The organism is Anaerobiospirillum succiniciproducens DSM 6400 (genome assembly GCF_000482845.1).
Classification (GTDB): Bacteria; Pseudomonadota; Gammaproteobacteria; order Enterobacterales; family Succinivibrionaceae; genus Anaerobiospirillum; species Anaerobiospirillum succiniciproducens.
The window spans coordinates 17,743-33,778 of record NZ_AXWV01000032.1 but is presented as its reverse complement, the minus strand read 5'-3'; the positions used below and the strand labels follow the sequence as shown (position 1 = coordinate 33,778).

The window sequence follows — 16,036 nt, the reverse complement described above, 5'->3', positions numbered from 1 at the left end:
AAAACAAAAACAACTAGTTAGCACTGCTAATTGTCCTCATTGAATAGAGCTGATGTTCCCTTCAAGTAGAGGCAACTAAAGAGCTGTTTAAGCTGCAGCGAAGATCGCTGCATTATGCAAATTTGTGTTTGATCACATGTTTTTGTCGAGATCGTCACTTGCTTAGTGAAAATTGGGCAGATCAGTGACCCTTATGCATGGTGGATCACACTATGTGAGTGATCCGTATCATGTTTGCTTGTGTAAAGTGTGATGTGGGTTTAATTTCTTAGTTGCGGTTTATTGCTGTGCGGTTTTCTGGCTAATCCAGTGTAGTTTTAGTAAAAGGGTGATATAGCTTGCAAAAAATTGCGTTTTGAAAGGCAGGTGATAACTTTTTGCGCTTTAGGATGAATTGGGGTGATTTTGGGTACTTTTGGGTGTGCAAAGCCTTATGGAAAGAGAGTGGGCCAAAATTTTCAAAAATTTTAGCCAAAACAGGCCTTTTTGATGCTCTTGTGATCTGCAATTGAATTTGATTGCGAACATTGCAAATCCTTATCAACAGAAAATCGTCGGGGACTTTTTGAGACATACAATCAAGCCATCGATTGTTTTGGAAAAAAGGGATTTTCTATGAGAAAGGAAGACGTTAAGTTACAAGATTGCTACAAGCTGTTCATCGGTGGCGAGTGGGTTCCTGCATCTGATGGTGCAACCTTAAAGTCCTATTGTCCAGCTGACGGCTCCGTGCTCGCTTCATTTGCTGATGCTTCAAAAGAGGACGTAGATAAGGCTGTTGCTGCTGCTCGTAAGGCTTTTGAGACTTGGTCCCAGACCTCTCCAAAGGAGAGAGCTGCTGTCTTAAACAAGATCGCTGACATCATTGAAGCCAACAAAGAAGAGCTTGCAATGGTTGAGTCTTTAGACAACGGTAAGCCAATCCGTGAGACCTTAGCCATTGACGTTCCTTACTCTGTAAATCACTTTAGATACTTTGCTGGTGTTATCCTCGCAGAAAGCGGTGAGTCCAACATTCTGGACAACTCCTTCTTATCTATAACCATGCGTGAGCCTTTAGGCGTCGTAGGCCAGATCGTTCCATGGAACTTCCCATTCTTAATGGCAGCATGGAAGTTAGCTCCGGTGCTTGCAGCAGGTGACTGTACTGTATTCAAGCCATCCTCAACCACCTCATTATCCGTATTACGCCTTGCAGAACTCATCCAGGACGTAATCCCAGCAGGTGTATTTAACGTAGTAACTGGTCGTGGTTCTAAGTCTGGTAACTACATGCTTGAGCATGACGGCTTTGAGAAGCTCGCATTCACTGGCTCAACTGAGATTGGTCGTGACGTTGCTATTGCTGCAGCTAAGAAGCTCATCCCTGCAACTTTAGAGCTCGGTGGTAAGAGCGCTAACATTATCTTTGAAGACTGCCGCATAGAGCAGGCTTTAGATGGCGCAATGCTTGGCATTTTATTCAACCAGGGTCAGGTTTGCTGCGCAGGCTCCCGTATCTTCGTTCAAAAGTCAATTTGGGACAAGTTTGTACCAGAGTTAGTACGTCGCTTTAACAATGTTAAGGTCGGTGTACCTTGGTGCCCAGAGACTCAGATGGGTTCACAGATTGACGAAGGCCAGTTAAAGCAGATTCTCGACTATGTTGAGATCGGTAAGAAGGAAGGCGCTGAGGTTTTATGCGGCGGTGAGCGTGTAACCGATGGCGAGCTTGGCAAGGGTGCATTCATGCGTCCTACCCTGTTAAAGGGCGGCAACTGCATGTGTGTAGCACGTGAAGAAATCTTCGGCCCAGTTGCAGTGGTTATTCCATTCGAGACTGAGCAAGAAGTTATCGACATGGCTAACGACTCTATCTACGGTCTTGGCGGTGCAGTATTCTCAACCGATATCAATCGTGCTATCCGTGTAGCTCGCTCTGTACGTACCGGTCGTATGTGGGTTAACACCTACAATCAGATTCCTGAGGGCTCCCCATTCGGTGGTTACAAGCAGTCAGGTATCGGCCGTGAGACTGATAAGATGGTTCTCAACCACTACACCCAGTGCAAGAACATCCTCATCAATCTCAACGAGGGTCCAAGCGGCTTCTACCCAGCTTAAGCGCCTTACAAGGATAATTTTTACCTATAGGACAGATGGTGTCCATAGGTTCATCATCTAGATTGTCGCTTGCGGTGGCCTAGGGTTAGGCCACCTTTATAGCTAGGGATGTAACACTTATTTGTATGTTGTTTATGCCTAGCCTAGCGCCATGCTGCAAAGGATAGAAGCTAGCTTTGTGGCAGTTAAATATAGTAGCCAGGCTACTTTTGAGGCTTCTAGTGTTCCCTTAAACCAAGGCAACGATGCTATGGCCTCTCTTTTGTAGAGGCCACAGCCATACCATAGCAGAGTTTCCTTGGTTTAGGCCCTAATCAGACAGAGCCCTGCCAAACCACTACTACTAAATAACAGGCTCTGTCTTACTATGCATAACCTCAAAAATGTTTTGAGGCCTAGCTTTGTGGTTAAGGTGATTAACCTGTTATCTTTCCATGTGCACGCGTTGGAAAGCACTCTTATGCAAGAGCTCCAGTACTAATAATATGCTGTAGATTATTACCTCAGACCTTATTAAGAACATCTCTCCATCTTCTTAATAAGCCATCAAGCCGACCGCTATGCTCCTACTAGCTGTCGGCTTTTTTTCTTTGTACCAACTGCAATTATTCTTCTACTAGCAGTCGACCTTTTTCTTTGTATCAACCACAATTATTCTTCTACTAGCTGTCGACCGTTTTTTTCGTTCCAACCGTAATGGTCATGCATCAGCTTATTTAAGCTATTTAATAAAAATTTTCTCACTACAAGGCTCATCTTAACTTTGTAGGAGTACATTGTTACTGGTATTTTGTGCTCAATATATGAGCATAAGGGGCAGCTAACGCAATGAAAGAGTGCAAAATTATAGTTGCATGGGGTTTGCTGCCATATTTGAGTGCATATCGTGTTATTCTTTTTGGCGGTTTCCTAATACAGGATTGAATTGTGAACAAATTACTAATTGGCATCATTATGATGGCTGGCGCTTCTATTTTAGTTAGTGCCTGTGGAATCAAACACGACCTGTACATTGAGGACAATGCCGCTCCTCAGGAATCTCAAGTAGATCAGGCTTAGGTTGTAATACGGTTTAAAAAACAAGCTTTGACAGCATCAAGCATTTTATGCTGTCGGTGTTGTCGAGTGTTGGCTACTTTTTTTATGTGGCTGCCTCTTAAACAAAGCAGTTGTTGTAGGGTTTTACCTCATGGATCACTTTAACTACAAAGATAATGAGCTTTACGCTGAGGATATCAAGGTTACTGACCTTGCCAAACAGTATGGCACTCCGCTGTATGTTTATTCCAAAGCAACTTTAGTTCGTCACTTACGTGCTTTTGAAGAGGCTTTAGCTGCTAAAGACCACTTAGTTTGCTATGCCGTTAAGGCCAATAGCTCTTTGGCACTGCTTAGTGTTATCGCTCAGTCTGGCTGCGGTTTTGACGTGGTTTCAAAAGGCGAGTTAATGCGTGTCATCAAGGCTGGTGGTAGCCCTGAGAAAGTGATCTACTCAGGCGTAGGCAAGCGAGAGGATGAAATTGAGTTTGCCTTAAGCCAAAAGATTAAATGTCTGAACATCGAATCAGAGTCAGAGATGTACAAGGTTGAGCAAGTGGCTGAGCGTATGGGCTTAGTTGCTCCTGTTGCTTTACGTGTAAATCCTAACGTAGATGCAAAGACACACCCATCTATTTCTACTGGCCTTAAGAAGAACAAGTTTGGTATTGCCTTTGAGGATGCCTCAAGACTGTATCGTTATATTGCTCAAAGCAAGCATCTTAATGCTAGTGGTATTGACTGTCATATCGGCTCACAGATGACCTCCGGCGCCCCAATTATTGAGGCGACCGACAAGCTCATTAGCCTCTACAAAGAGCTTTTAGAGATCGGTATTAAGATTGACCATATCGATATTGGTGGTGGCTTGGGTGTGACCTACAATGATGAGACCCCTCCATCCCCTTACGAGTACTTAGCTGCAGTTATTGCTCGTCTTAAGGATTTCGATGTCGCTATCTATTGCGAGCCTGGTCGTGCCATGGTTGCTAATGCTGGTATATTGCTTACCGACGTGCTTTACTTAAAGTCCAATACTGAGCGTAACTTCTGTATCGTCGATGCAGCTATGGGTGATTTGATTCGTCCTGCTCTGTATAACTCATGGATGAATATTATCCCAGCGCTCAAGCGTGACAAGTCAGATGCGCTTGAGGGTAGTGATGCAAATGGTAACCGTCTTTATGATGTCGTTGGTCCAATTTGTGAGTCAGATGACTTCTTAGGCAAGGATCGTCATTTAAATGTTAGAGAGGGCGATATCTTAGCTGTACGTGGTGCTGGTGCTTACGGTAGTACCATGTCATCAAATTACAACAGCCGTCCGCTGTGTGCTGAGGTATTAGTTGATGGTAGCAAGGCTTTTGTGATTCGCGAGCGTCAAAAAGAAGAAGATATGTGGCGCGATGAGCGCATGCTCGAGAACAGCACTAGCCACGACTTTAGCTAAAGTAGAGTCTTGTAGCCTCTAAGATTGGCAGGTGAAAAGACATTTTTCATCATCACATGGGCAAGGTAGATACCTTGCCTTATTTTTAATATGTGACTTAAGATAGCAAGGTCATTCAATACCCTTTGATGACCATAGCTTACGAAGGATCGAAGCTATTTCTATTTTGCCCAAGATTAATTATGCGAAGATAATTTGGGATAGAATCTGATAGCGCTGCGGAGTTTGTATGAAGATTAAATTTACCAAGATGCATGGTTTAGGCAATGACTTTATGGTCGTGGATGGAGTTACTCAAAAAGTATTCTTTAGTCCAGACCTGATTAAACGTTTAGGCGACCGTCATTTTGGTATTGGCTTTGATCAGCTCTTATTAGTTGAGCCTCCATACAATCCAGATCTAGACTTCCATTATCGTATTTTCAACCAAGATGGCTCTGAGGTGCAGATGTGCGGCAATGGCGCACGTTGCTTTGCCCGTTTTGTCTGTGAGCATGGCTTATGTAACAAAAAAGAGATTAAGGTCTCGACTATGGCAGGTGAGCTTACCTTAAAGCTTGAGGATGATAATGAAGTCGTAGTTAATATGGGTGTGCCTATTACTGACCCACAAAAAGTGCCTTGCACTTATGAGTCAGAGCAGACCATCTACACTATGGCTTTAGATGAGGCGCTAGCAAAGCAATCTTCCATCACCATTGGCGCTGTTTCTATGGGTAATCCTCATGCAGTTACTATAGTTGAGGATATTAATAACTGCGCTATCGATGTCCTTGGTCCTATTATGGAAAGTCATAGCGATTTTCCAGAGCGCGTCAATGTAGGCTTTATGCAGTTAGTATCTCGTGGTGAGGTTAAGCTGCGCGTCTATGAGCGTGGTTGTGGCGAAACTATGGCATGCGGCTCAGGTGCTTGTGCTGCTGCAGTAGTGGGTATGCTTCAAGGACACCTTGATAGCAAGGTCAAAGTACATCTGCCAGGCGGTACCTTATCTATTTCATGGGATGGTCCAGGGAAGCCAGTGATGATGAAGGGCCCTGCTACCACCGTCTTTGAAGGCACTATCATTGTCTAATTGGGCCAAGATTATATCTACAGGTGCAGATATTCATCATCTGCTGCACCAATAGACATAAGCTTGCCAAAAGTTACGTAAGCAACATGGCTTTATCAGTACAAGGTCATTTGCTTGAATGAACAAACATTTGTGGGCGTGGGCTGCATAGCTCGCGCTTTTGTTTTTATTGGGGTTATGGATATTTGCCATGAGCTTAAAACAAGACCAAGCACATAATGTCGCCACTGCAGCGCCGCATAATGAGCGCTCAGCTGTTAATCACGCTCATACTCCTAACCCTCAAGCACAAAGCCACGCCACTCCTCAAGCATCAGATACAAACCAAGTAGGACAGAGTATCCCTGTTCAAAACCAAGGATGGACAGGTGCTAGTGCTCCTATCATGCCCATGCCTGGTAGCAGCATGCCGTTTGCGGCCCCTGCTCAAATGCCTTTAACTCCTGAGCAAATGCAACAAGCCTATATGATGTCCATGGCTATGCACGCTCAGAGTATGCAGCCAAATGTCATGCAACCTGCTGCCATGCCACAGCCAGGTATGCCAAAGACATCCTTGCCTCAATCAGGTATGCAAGCAATCCCAATGCAACAGCTAGGTATGCCTCAAAGCCCAATGCCTGGAGCACAAACACCAGATAGCAATATGCCCAATGCATCTTTAGTACAAGGCATGGGGGCTAATGCAAACATGAGCGGCGCTAATCCAGCCATGATGCCTAATATGCCTATGCAGCAAGGCATGCCGATGATGCCAATGGTCAATCCTTTTATGACCATGGGCTTCATGCCTAATGCTATGCAACCACAAGCAGGTACTCCTAACCAAGCCGCCATGCAGCCTCAAGCAGGAGTTCCCAATCAAGCTGCCATGCAGGCAATTAACATGCAGCCCATGAACGTGCAGCCAATGAACATGGCGCAAGCAATGGGCACTCATGAGCCTATTAATGGTGCTATGCCAGCGCAAAGTATGTCATGGGAGCAGTACAACCAAGCCTTGATGCAGCAGCAAATGCTTATGCAACAGCAGATGCAGCAACAGCAAATGGCTATGATGATGCAGTATCAGCAAATGATGGCCATGCAGCAGATGCCAAACGCACCTGCAGGCGCTGCCATGCCGCAGATGCCAAATGCAACTGCAGGCGCTGTCATGCAGCAGATGCCAAACACATCTGCAGGCGCAGCCATGCAGCAGATGCCAAATGCACCGGCAGGCGCTGCCACGCAGCAGGTGCCAAATGCACCTGCAGGCGCAGCCATGCAGCAGATGCCAAACGCACCTGCAGGCGCTGCCATGCAGCAGATACCAAATGCACCTGCAGACGCTGCCATGCAGCAGCTGCCAAATGCACCTGCAGGCGCTGTCATGCAGCAGATGCAAAATGCATCTGCTAGCGTTGCTATGCAGGCTATCCCAAGCAAACCAATGGGCATGGCTATACAAAAAGAGCCTCATGGGGACAAGCCAGAGCCTGGCACCTCTACTCAAGATCATCATAGAGAGGTACAGGACAAAGATCATGGCCAAGATAATAGCAAGCTGCATGAGGCAAAGAGTACTTTAAAGACTCATGAAAGAGAGCAATCAGAGCTAACTAAGACAGATATTAGCGCTGATGATAGTCATGATCTTGCTCGAGAAAAAGAGCAAGAATGCTCTAAGAGCGATAGCAGTGTAAAGAGCGATAGTGCTCGTAGTAGTGAGACAGTATCTGACAAGGTAGGCAGCAAGCGTATCTCACAGTCAGCTCGATTCTTGGCGCTCATGGCTGAGGATGATGATGAACTCTTTGCGTTTATTGATAAGGACGATAAAGCTTCTGAAGAAGCTATCGATGAGCTATGGCGTCTAGACACAAAGAGTGATGAACAGTCCTCAGAGGTAGCCCATTTAGATGATGCTGTGGTGTGCGATACAGACGATGATTTATCTGATGTGGAGCATGCCTCTGAGCATATACAAGCTAAGCTAGCTGATCCTAAGTCTTCAGATATCGATGCTCAAGATGATGTCATAGATGAGATAGCTAAGATATCAGACGTTGCTGAGGCGTCTTTGAGCACATCCGATGACGATGAAAGAGGCTCATACGACTCATTAGCTAATGTGCCGCAAGATAGTAGTTCCTCTGATGATGGTGCCCAAAGGGCATTAGATGAGTCATGCCTGCAAGAAAGTAGTTCGCTGCCTGAGATTGAAGATAGCATCCATGTTAATGATGTAAAAGATCACCATGATAAAGACCTAGCCTCAAGCAAGCTATCGCTTGATGATCTGGTGGTTTCAGCTGATGATGAGGTCGACTTTAGCGCCATTGAATCTAAGCTAAAGGCCTCTGATAATCATATAGAATCGAGTGCTGATCTTGGACATGCGACAAGTGACCTCAATGCTAATGCAGCTGATGCACTTCATCTTAATGAAAGCGATGACAATATCGCTAAGCATGGAGCGGGCGCTGTAGGCGCAGACAATCTTGGTGATGCTATAAGCGCATTGCCTGTAGGCGCAGACAATCTTAGTGATGCGATGAGCGCATTGCCTGCTGACGCTAATAATCTTAGTGGTGCGATAAGCGCATTGCCTGCAGACGCTAATGATCTTAGTGGTGCGATGAGCGTATTGCCTGCAGACTCTGATGATCTTAGTGATGCTATGAGCGTATTGCCTGCAGACGCTAATGATCTTAGTGATGCGATAAGCGCGTTGCCTGCAAACGCTAATGATCTTAGTGATGCTATGAGGGCATTGCCTGCAGATGCTTGTGGAATTGAGGGCGGTGAGCAAGTTGCACAGGTACATGTCAAGAAGTCACTAGTTAGTACCGATACGGTGGAAGAGCGCTCGGAGTGGTCTGATGCGCAGTCCTCGGAAAGAGAGTCTATCAAGCGCCGTAATGGTCCTAAGGCGCGTGATAACTTTACTAAGCAAGAGCAGCAGGAGATTCAAGAACGCATAGAGCGTTTAGATGTGCGCATCGACAAAGATGTGTCACTTGAAGCGCTTAAGCAAATGCAAAACGAGTATCGAGCTGATGAGCGTACTGGTATGATCATCAACCCTCTTACAGGCCAGGCTCGTAACTGGGGCGAGATGGCTGAGTTCTTTGATAGCGATGAGGGATTGTATGCAGATGCTAATCTCTTTTTAAGCTACATTCGTTTTGAAAAGATGTATTCTCTGGCTACCTTTAAGGCTTACAAAGAAGTCCTCTCAAGAGTGATTAACTTGTTAAACAAACAAGTTGATGAAGGTCTGCCAGCAGTTACTTCTTGGGAGGGGCTATCAAAGCAGCAGATGCGTAAGATTCAACGTTTGTTTGCAATCAATAGCAATAACACTCGTTATTCAAGTGCGTCTGTAGCTCATTCTATCCATGCTCTATCATCTTTCTTTAAGTTTTTAATTAAAAGAGAGATCATCTCTAGCAATCCTATAGATTTCATTTCCCCTCCGAGAGTAAAAAACGCACTTCCGCGTGTATTATCTATAAATGAAATCGATCGTCTTACTTCAGAGCCGTTAACTACGCCGAATGATATAAGAGATAGAGCAGTTACAGAGCTCTTGTTCTCATCTGGCCTACGTGTCAGTGAGCTTGTTTCTCTAAATCTTGGCGATATCGACTTTGATATGAAAGAAGTACGTGTCACAGGTAAGGGCGATAAAACCCGCATCGTGCCTGTAGGCGAGGTGGCTTTAGATGCTATTCGTAAATACTTAAGCGTTCGTGATGAGTTCAAGCCTATTGAGGACGCTTTGTTCTTAAATCGTTTTGGCTATCGTATTACAACTCGAGCCATTCAATCGCGCTTTAAGAATGCAGCCATCAGAACAGGACTTGAAGGTAAGGTTACGCCGCATAAGTTGCGTCACTCTTTTGCCACTCAGCTTTTAAGTAATGGCGCGGACTTACGTTTAGTCCAAGAGATGCTAGGACACTCATCCTTGGCCGCAACACAGATTTATACCCATATGGATCTAGCAGCCTTAAAAGATGTGGTTGCTGCTGCGCACCCACGTGCCCAACCAAATGACCCTGTGCTTATTGAACAGACCCAAGATATGCTCGAAAACTCAGAAGAGCTACTAAAAGCCCTTGGATCTAGCAAGAAAGATCAGGTAAAGCGTGATCCTGTCATCTAAAAGAGAGAGCGTGTATGTATTCATGTACTATGCTCGCGCTTTAATGATGAGGGGGTGTTACTAAAGCATATGATGCTTTAGATGTGCGCAGCGTTTTTATGTGCTTAGGTGTTGTTTGGCACTTATCCTAGGCTCTTAGGTAGCTGCTTTCTTTGCTTCGTTATCTTTTGAGTGCCACATTTTTTATAAGGTTGTACAGATCATGCCTACATCATTGCTTGATAGCCTTAATGAACAGCAGCTTGAGATTGCTACTGCCGATCCTTGTGACATGTTTGTAGTTGCAGGTGCTGGTACAGGAAAGACTAAAGTATTGATCTCGCGTGTGGCATATCTTGTTAGTACTCAAGAGTGTAAGCCATGGCAGATCCTGGCGGTAACCTTTACCAACAAGGCTGCTGAGGAGATGCGTACCCGTCTAACGTTGGCCTTAGGCTGGGATGATGACGATGTTAAAAGCCTGGTCGTAACAACCTTCCATGGTCTGTGCAATAAGATCTTGCATCGCCATGCGATTGAGGCGGGACTACCAAGTGAGTTTTCGATCATTACCACCTCAGATCAAAAGACATTACTAAAGCGTATCTACACTCAATACGGCATTAAGAACAATGAGTCTTATGGCGATTTGAAAGATGGTGAGGTTGACCTACGCACAGTACTCAATCGTATCAATCAGGATAAGCAAAAGGACATAAGTCCAGCAATTGATCCAAAAGTACTTAAGGCTGTAAGAGCTTCGCTTGCAGATAACTGGGAATCATACTCTAGTGAAGAGCTCTATCAGATTCTCTTTGCATGTTACTGCCAAGAATGTGAGACCTCTAGCGTCTTAGACTTTAATGATCTGCTCAATCGTACCAAGAAGCTCTTGTTGGAAAACTCAAGCATTCGACAGTATTACACCCGCCGCTTTAAGTACATCTTTATCGACGAGTTTCAGGATACCAATACCATTCAGTATCAGATCGTCATGCTAATTAAGAATCAGTACAACCATTTAATGGTGGTGGGCGATGATGATCAGGGTATCTATGCATGGCGTGGTGCTGATATTGCCAATCTGCAGCGTATTGAGCGAGATCTGCCAAATATCAACAAGCATGAGCTGACCATTAACTACCGTTCAACACAAAACATTCTGAACTTTGCAAATGCCATAATTGCCTATAACTCAGATCGTATTATTGAGAAGTTCTTAACTGCACCTGATATTTATAAAGAGCTTTCTAAAGCAGACTTGCAGTTGCTGCTGTCACTCCCAAAAGATAAGGTCATAGAGGCCATTAAGTTTGTCTGTTCTGATGAGACTGGCTCTGTAAAATCTGCAGCTCATGGTGCAATTGTAGAAGACAGTTTTAATGCAGGTAGTGAGTTACTCTCTGATGATGTTGAGGAACTGGGTGCTTCTAGTGGCATAACTTTTAGAGTAGAGCCGTACAGTGCTGATTACTTTAAACAGTTAGAAAGTGTTGATGGCTATCATGGCGCTCTTGAGCAAATGACACCTTCAATGCGCAAAATGGTTATTGAAGCACTGATCTTTAATCACACCATTTCTGATAACAAGGTAAAAAAACGTATCAAGCATACTTGGCAATTGCAGCAAAAAGATACTCCTGTAGTAAATATCGTAAGGTGCAGTTCTGATGCGGCTTTTGTAAGTCGTGTTCTAGAGATCTTGCAAGCTAAGGGCTATGAGTACAAAGACGTTGCAGTGCTCTATCGCAATAACTCGCTTTCATCTCCTATTGAAAGCATGCTGCTTAATAGTCATATTCCATATCAGATCTATGGTGGCACCAAGTTCTATGAGCGTTCTGAGATTGTCTTAGTGCTCTGTTATTTGCGCCTCATGGTTAATCCAAAGGACGACATTGCCTTTGAGCAGGTCTTAAATGTCCCACGTAGAGGTATGGGTGAGGCTTATCTGCAGAAGATTAAGCTCTATGCTCGAACCTGCGGCTTGTCATGCTATGAAGCTTTGAGTATGGCATTTAGATCAGGCGATCGCTCAACTACCAATGCCTTTAAAAAAGCCATTCCGTTTTATGAGCTGATTGAGTCGTTAAAGAAAAAGATGTACACCACCAAGCTGCCTGATTTAATTAAGCTGGTGATTAGTGAGTCTGGTCTTGATGAGTACTTTATGTCTTTAGATACCAAGGAGCACTCTGCTCGTTTTGGTGTATCTCGTATGGACAATATTGAACAGCTTATTATTAATGCGGAGGCTCTGCAAGAAAAGCCAACTAGCAATCTCAATGAGTTAGCTTTGCGTATTGAGGATGCTCTCATTGGTGATGATGGAACTGAGATCTCAAGCTATGAGGCTTTCTTACAGTCAATTCGCGATGACGATGATGCAGAGCCAGCCCCAGCTGTAGCGGCGATTTACACCGAGGTTAGTGAGAGTAGAGATTCTCAAGATGAGTCTAATGAGTCTGTGTCAGGGTTAACTTCTATCGCTGAGAGTGAAGGGCTTTTATCTAAGGCTCAAAAATCACCAGTTAAAGCTGTTAAAGCTACAAAAGAGCCATTTATGAATATGGATGGTCACAATAAAGATCATGATGGTGATGCTAAAGAGAGTGCAGATCATGCACAAGTACTTAGAGAGCAGAGCAAGATCGTGCTTGACGATGGCACTGAAATTTCGCAGTTTGATTTGCTCTTAAACTTTATATCTGGCGTGGCTTTGATTAGCTCAGCTGAGTCAAATGAAAAGGGTCAAAACGGCGTGGTTGATGACAATTCAGTTAAGCTCATGACGATTCACTCAGCTAAAGGCTTGGAGTTTAAGGCAGTCATCTGTGTTGGCTTTGAGGAAAACATTTTGCCATCACGCTTAAATAAAAATATAGAAGAAGAGCGTCGTTTAGCTTATGTTGCTGTAACACGTGCCAAGCAAGAGTTATTTGTAGGCTATTGTTTACAACGTAGTAGTTACGGTTATCCAGCAGAGAAGGTACATATAAGTCGCTTTATTGAAGAGGCAGTGGGCCTTCTCAAGGATATGGGGACTAAGCCATATGCTATCAAAAAGGTAAACTAGCTTATCTAAGATAGTTGAGCTTATGGCGGCTTTTAATAATGGCAAATACGTTGGCCACTACTTCAAGTAAAAATGATAAAGGCAGCTTGAAGCTGCCTTTATCGTATGTGATGAGCACCGTGCGCGACACAATGAGTATTAGAGATCCTTCTTTGGGATCACCATGTCCGCAGGGTTAGCCTCAAAGACGCTACCCCACTCGCATGCATCGTAACAGGCACCGCACTCTACGCAAAGATCTGGGTCGATAGTGTGTTTACCGTCGACGATAATAACAGCATCGCATGGACAAGCTTCAATGCAAGCATCGCATGCAGTACAAGTATCTTGATCAATGTAGAACATTAGTGTCCCTCTGTAGTGAGTCTAGCGCTCTCAGGTAAAAGTTATCAGCTTATGCCTGATGCGAGTAAGTAATTTGTATTAAAGCTTTAGCTAAAGTACGGTATCAAGGCTAAGCTTAACTAAGCAGTACTTAGTGAGTTACAAATTAGTATTAGTGCCAAGGCATGAGACTTTGGCAGTCTGATGGCAGTAAACATCCGCAATAGATCATAGGCTTTTGTACGCACTATACAAGTGCTATCAAAACAAGCTTTAGCTTAAAGTATGCGTTCGTCTTATCATAAGATCATGCATACGATTAATGAAGGAAAAGTTATTTTGACAAGAGTCTAGATGGTAATCTGTTAGGATGATGCACACAAAGAGTATGATAGTGGCGCAATTTACACATGATACCATGGTGTAATTTAAGCAAACTTTCTTTGTCTTTACTTGCGACATCATTCCTTATTGTACTTTCGGCCTTAATTGAAGATGTGAGTCATGCAAAATATTCTTGAAAATCTGCAACAGGTACACAATCAAATTAGTTCATCATGTACCTCATCTGGTCGTGATGTAAGTACGGTAAAACTCTTGTGTGTGAGCAAGACCAAGCCTGAACAAATGATTAAAGAGGCCTATGCCGCAGGTGAGCGTTATTTTGGCGAGTCCTATGCTCTTGAGGCTGCGCAAAAGATAGAGTCTTTAAAATCTCAGGGCTTTAATGACATAATTTGGCATTTTATTGGCCCAATTCAGTCGAATAAAACTAAACACATTGCCGCTCATTTTGATGTGGTAGAAAGTCTTGATCGTATTAAGATTGCTCAGAGACTAAGTGATCAGCGTCCTGATGATTTACCGCCTTTAAAGGTGATGATTCAGGTCAATATTTCTCATGAAGATCAAAAGCAAGGTTGTGATGAACATGAGGTAGAAGAGCTTATCAAAGCCACCTCAGTTTTACCTAAGCTTGAAGTGATAGGATTAATGGGCGTGGCTCGAATTGATGCAGATAAAGATGAGCTAGAGCAATCATTTAATAGCCTTAAAGCTCTGCGCGATAGATTAAGCGCCACATATCCAAATTTAACTGAGCTATCTATGGGTATGACCCAAGATCTGGATGAGGCTATTGCCTGCGGCTCAACCGAGGTGAGGATTGGCTCAGCTATCTTCGGTGCTCGCGAATATCACAAGTAAGGATCGTGCTTGATAAGATATCATCTTACGCAGAGTACTAATCTTAATTTTTAATTAAACTTGAGTCTAACTTCGGTTGTCTTGCTATAAGAGCAATGTTTGAGTGGAAAGAATGGAACAGCTGAACATCGCCTTTATCGGTGGAGGCAATATGTCCTCCTGTATCTTCAATGGCATTATCGCTACCCGTGGTAACGTCGATAATATTATTGTGAGCGGCCCTCATGTAGAGAAGCTCGAGCACTTTGCTAATAAAGGTGCCACAGTAACTGCCGACAATATACAGGCCTTAAGAGAATCTAAGATTATCTTCTTAGGCGTAAAGCCACAGATCATGCCTGATGTTTTAGAAGAGATTAAAAATAGTGGTGTTGATTACTCAGACAAGCTGTTCATCTCCATGGCGGCAGGCTTTAAGTTTTCTGCCTTCTTCTCTCGTTTAGGTGCAGTTCGATTAATTCGTATTATGCCTAACACACCAGCTAAGTTAGGCTTAGGTGTTACCTCAGTTGCCTTAGATAAAGGCGCTACCAAGGCTGATGAGGAGTTGTGCTTAGAGCTCTTAAAGGGCCTTGGCAAAACTGTACTTACTGATGAAGAGGGTATTAACAGCTTGGGCGCTTTAGCAGGCTCTGCTCCTGCATTTTTATATCGCTTTATGGAAGCTTTAATTGCAGAGACTCAAAAGAAAGGTTTTTCAGCCGAACAGTCACGTCAGATTATTGAGGCTATGGCCCTTGGCACTGTTCAAATGGTCATCAACAATCAAGATCAAAGTGTATCAGCCTTACGTGAGGCGGTAACTTCTAAAGGTGGTACCACCTTCCAAGGTCTGTCAAAAATGACCGAGTATCATTTTGAAGAGATGATGTCTGAGGTTATTGAGGCATGTCTACGTCGTACTCGTGAATTTGAAGACATGTTTAAATAAGCTCAAAAGATGAGTAATTTAGCCCTTATTGAGGCGCAAAAATAGATTTCATGATGCCTTGCCATATATGACAGGCATTAAGTTAAGTATTTAGGATTGATTATGTCACTTTCAATGTTTTGGAATCTCATGTACATCGTGACTGCTGTCGTGATGTTATTCCAGTTTAGGGCTTTGCTGCAGAGTTCGTCAGCTAACTACTACCATCCTATGGTGCAGGCTGTTACTAAGCTTACTAACCCATTAGTAAATATCCCTGTATGGCGTCAGGCTCGTATGGGCTCATTTTTCATCGCTGGCTTTATTGTCGCCATGATTATTTCTCTAGCATGGTGGCTGCTCTCTGCATTACTCTTTGTAAAGCTGCCAATTGTGTATGCTCTTTTTGCTTCTGTCATTCTCTTTATTAAGAGCTTTGGCTATCTTGTGATCTGTTTGCTGTTAGTTCAGGCCCTGTGCTCATGGTTGCCAGCAACTCGAGAGTTTGGTTACACCTTATCTCAGGCAACTGAACCAATCACTAGCCCGGTACAGCGCATCATCCCACCAATTGGCATGATTGATATTTCTTTAATGGTAGTGCTGTTACTCATTTATGGCGCAAACGCACTGATTTACAAGATCTTAGCCTCTGTAAGTCCTGAGCTGTTCTTACTCTGGCGCATGATGTAGCCTCTGTACTAGCCTCTCTTTAAGCCATA

Annotated in this window: 10 protein-coding genes; 9 read left to right on the top strand and 1 reads right to left on the bottom strand. The window is 43.9% G+C overall.

The window, feature by feature from the left end:
• Window positions 1-615: 615 nt before the first annotated feature.
• The 6 genes from H524_RS0105705 (at window position 616) to H524_RS16435 (ending at window position 12,874) form a co-directional block, all read left to right on the top strand.
• Window positions 616-2,103, top strand: a complete 1,488-nt coding sequence (locus H524_RS0105705; RefSeq protein WP_027939531.1) for an aldehyde dehydrogenase family protein — start codon at window positions 616-618, stop codon at window positions 2,101-2,103.
• 927 nt (window positions 2,104-3,030) lie between these two features.
• Entirely contained in the window at window positions 3,031-3,162 is a 132-nt protein-coding gene (locus H524_RS17845) for a lipoprotein (RefSeq protein ID WP_273326121.1), read from the top strand.
• A 130-nt stretch (window positions 3,163-3,292) separates the two neighbouring features.
• Complete coding sequence (gene lysA, locus H524_RS0105695) at window positions 3,293-4,591, top strand: diaminopimelate decarboxylase (protein ID WP_027939530.1); 1,299 nt, start codon at window positions 3,293-3,295, stop codon at window positions 4,589-4,591.
• Between the two features lie 229 nt (window positions 4,592-4,820).
• On the top strand, window positions 4,821-5,666 hold the full coding sequence (gene dapF, locus H524_RS0105690; protein WP_027939529.1) for a diaminopimelate epimerase: 846 nt from the start codon (window positions 4,821-4,823) through the stop codon (window positions 5,664-5,666).
• A 190-nt stretch (window positions 5,667-5,856) separates the two neighbouring features.
• A complete protein-coding gene (xerA, locus tag H524_RS16440) occupies window positions 5,857-9,819 on the top strand; it encodes a site-specific tyrosine recombinase/integron integrase (protein WP_052338933.1) in 3,963 nt (1,320 codons plus the stop codon).
• A gap of 202 nt (window positions 9,820-10,021) precedes the next feature.
• Entirely contained in the window at window positions 10,022-12,874 is a 2,853-nt protein-coding gene (locus H524_RS16435; RefSeq protein ID WP_027939528.1) for an ATP-dependent helicase, read from the top strand.
• 138 nt (window positions 12,875-13,012) lie between these two features.
• Here the strand turns inward: H524_RS16435 and H524_RS0105670 are convergent, their stop codons facing one another.
• On the bottom strand, window positions 13,013-13,219 hold the full coding sequence (locus tag H524_RS0105670; protein WP_027939527.1) for a DUF362 domain-containing protein: 207 nt from the start codon (window positions 13,217-13,219) through the stop codon (window positions 13,013-13,015).
• A 483-nt stretch (window positions 13,220-13,702) separates the two neighbouring features.
• On the opposite strand from H524_RS0105670, the gene H524_RS0105665 reads away from it, so the two are divergent.
• The 3 genes from H524_RS0105665 (at window position 13,703) to H524_RS0105655 (ending at window position 16,007) form a co-directional block, all read left to right on the top strand.
• Complete coding sequence (locus tag H524_RS0105665) at window positions 13,703-14,404, top strand: YggS family pyridoxal phosphate-dependent enzyme (protein ID WP_027939526.1); 702 nt, start codon at window positions 13,703-13,705, stop codon at window positions 14,402-14,404.
• A 112-nt stretch (window positions 14,405-14,516) separates the two neighbouring features.
• Window positions 14,517-15,335: a pyrroline-5-carboxylate reductase gene (gene proC, locus H524_RS14445; RefSeq protein WP_044121571.1), complete on the top strand. Its 819-nt coding sequence runs from the start codon at window positions 14,517-14,519 to the stop codon at window positions 15,333-15,335.
• 102 nt (window positions 15,336-15,437) lie between these two features.
• Window positions 15,438-16,007 (top strand): YggT family protein, encoded by a 570-nt coding sequence (locus H524_RS0105655; protein WP_027939525.1) that lies wholly within the window; start codon window positions 15,438-15,440, stop codon window positions 16,005-16,007.
• Window positions 16,008-16,036: the final 29 nt, after the last annotated feature.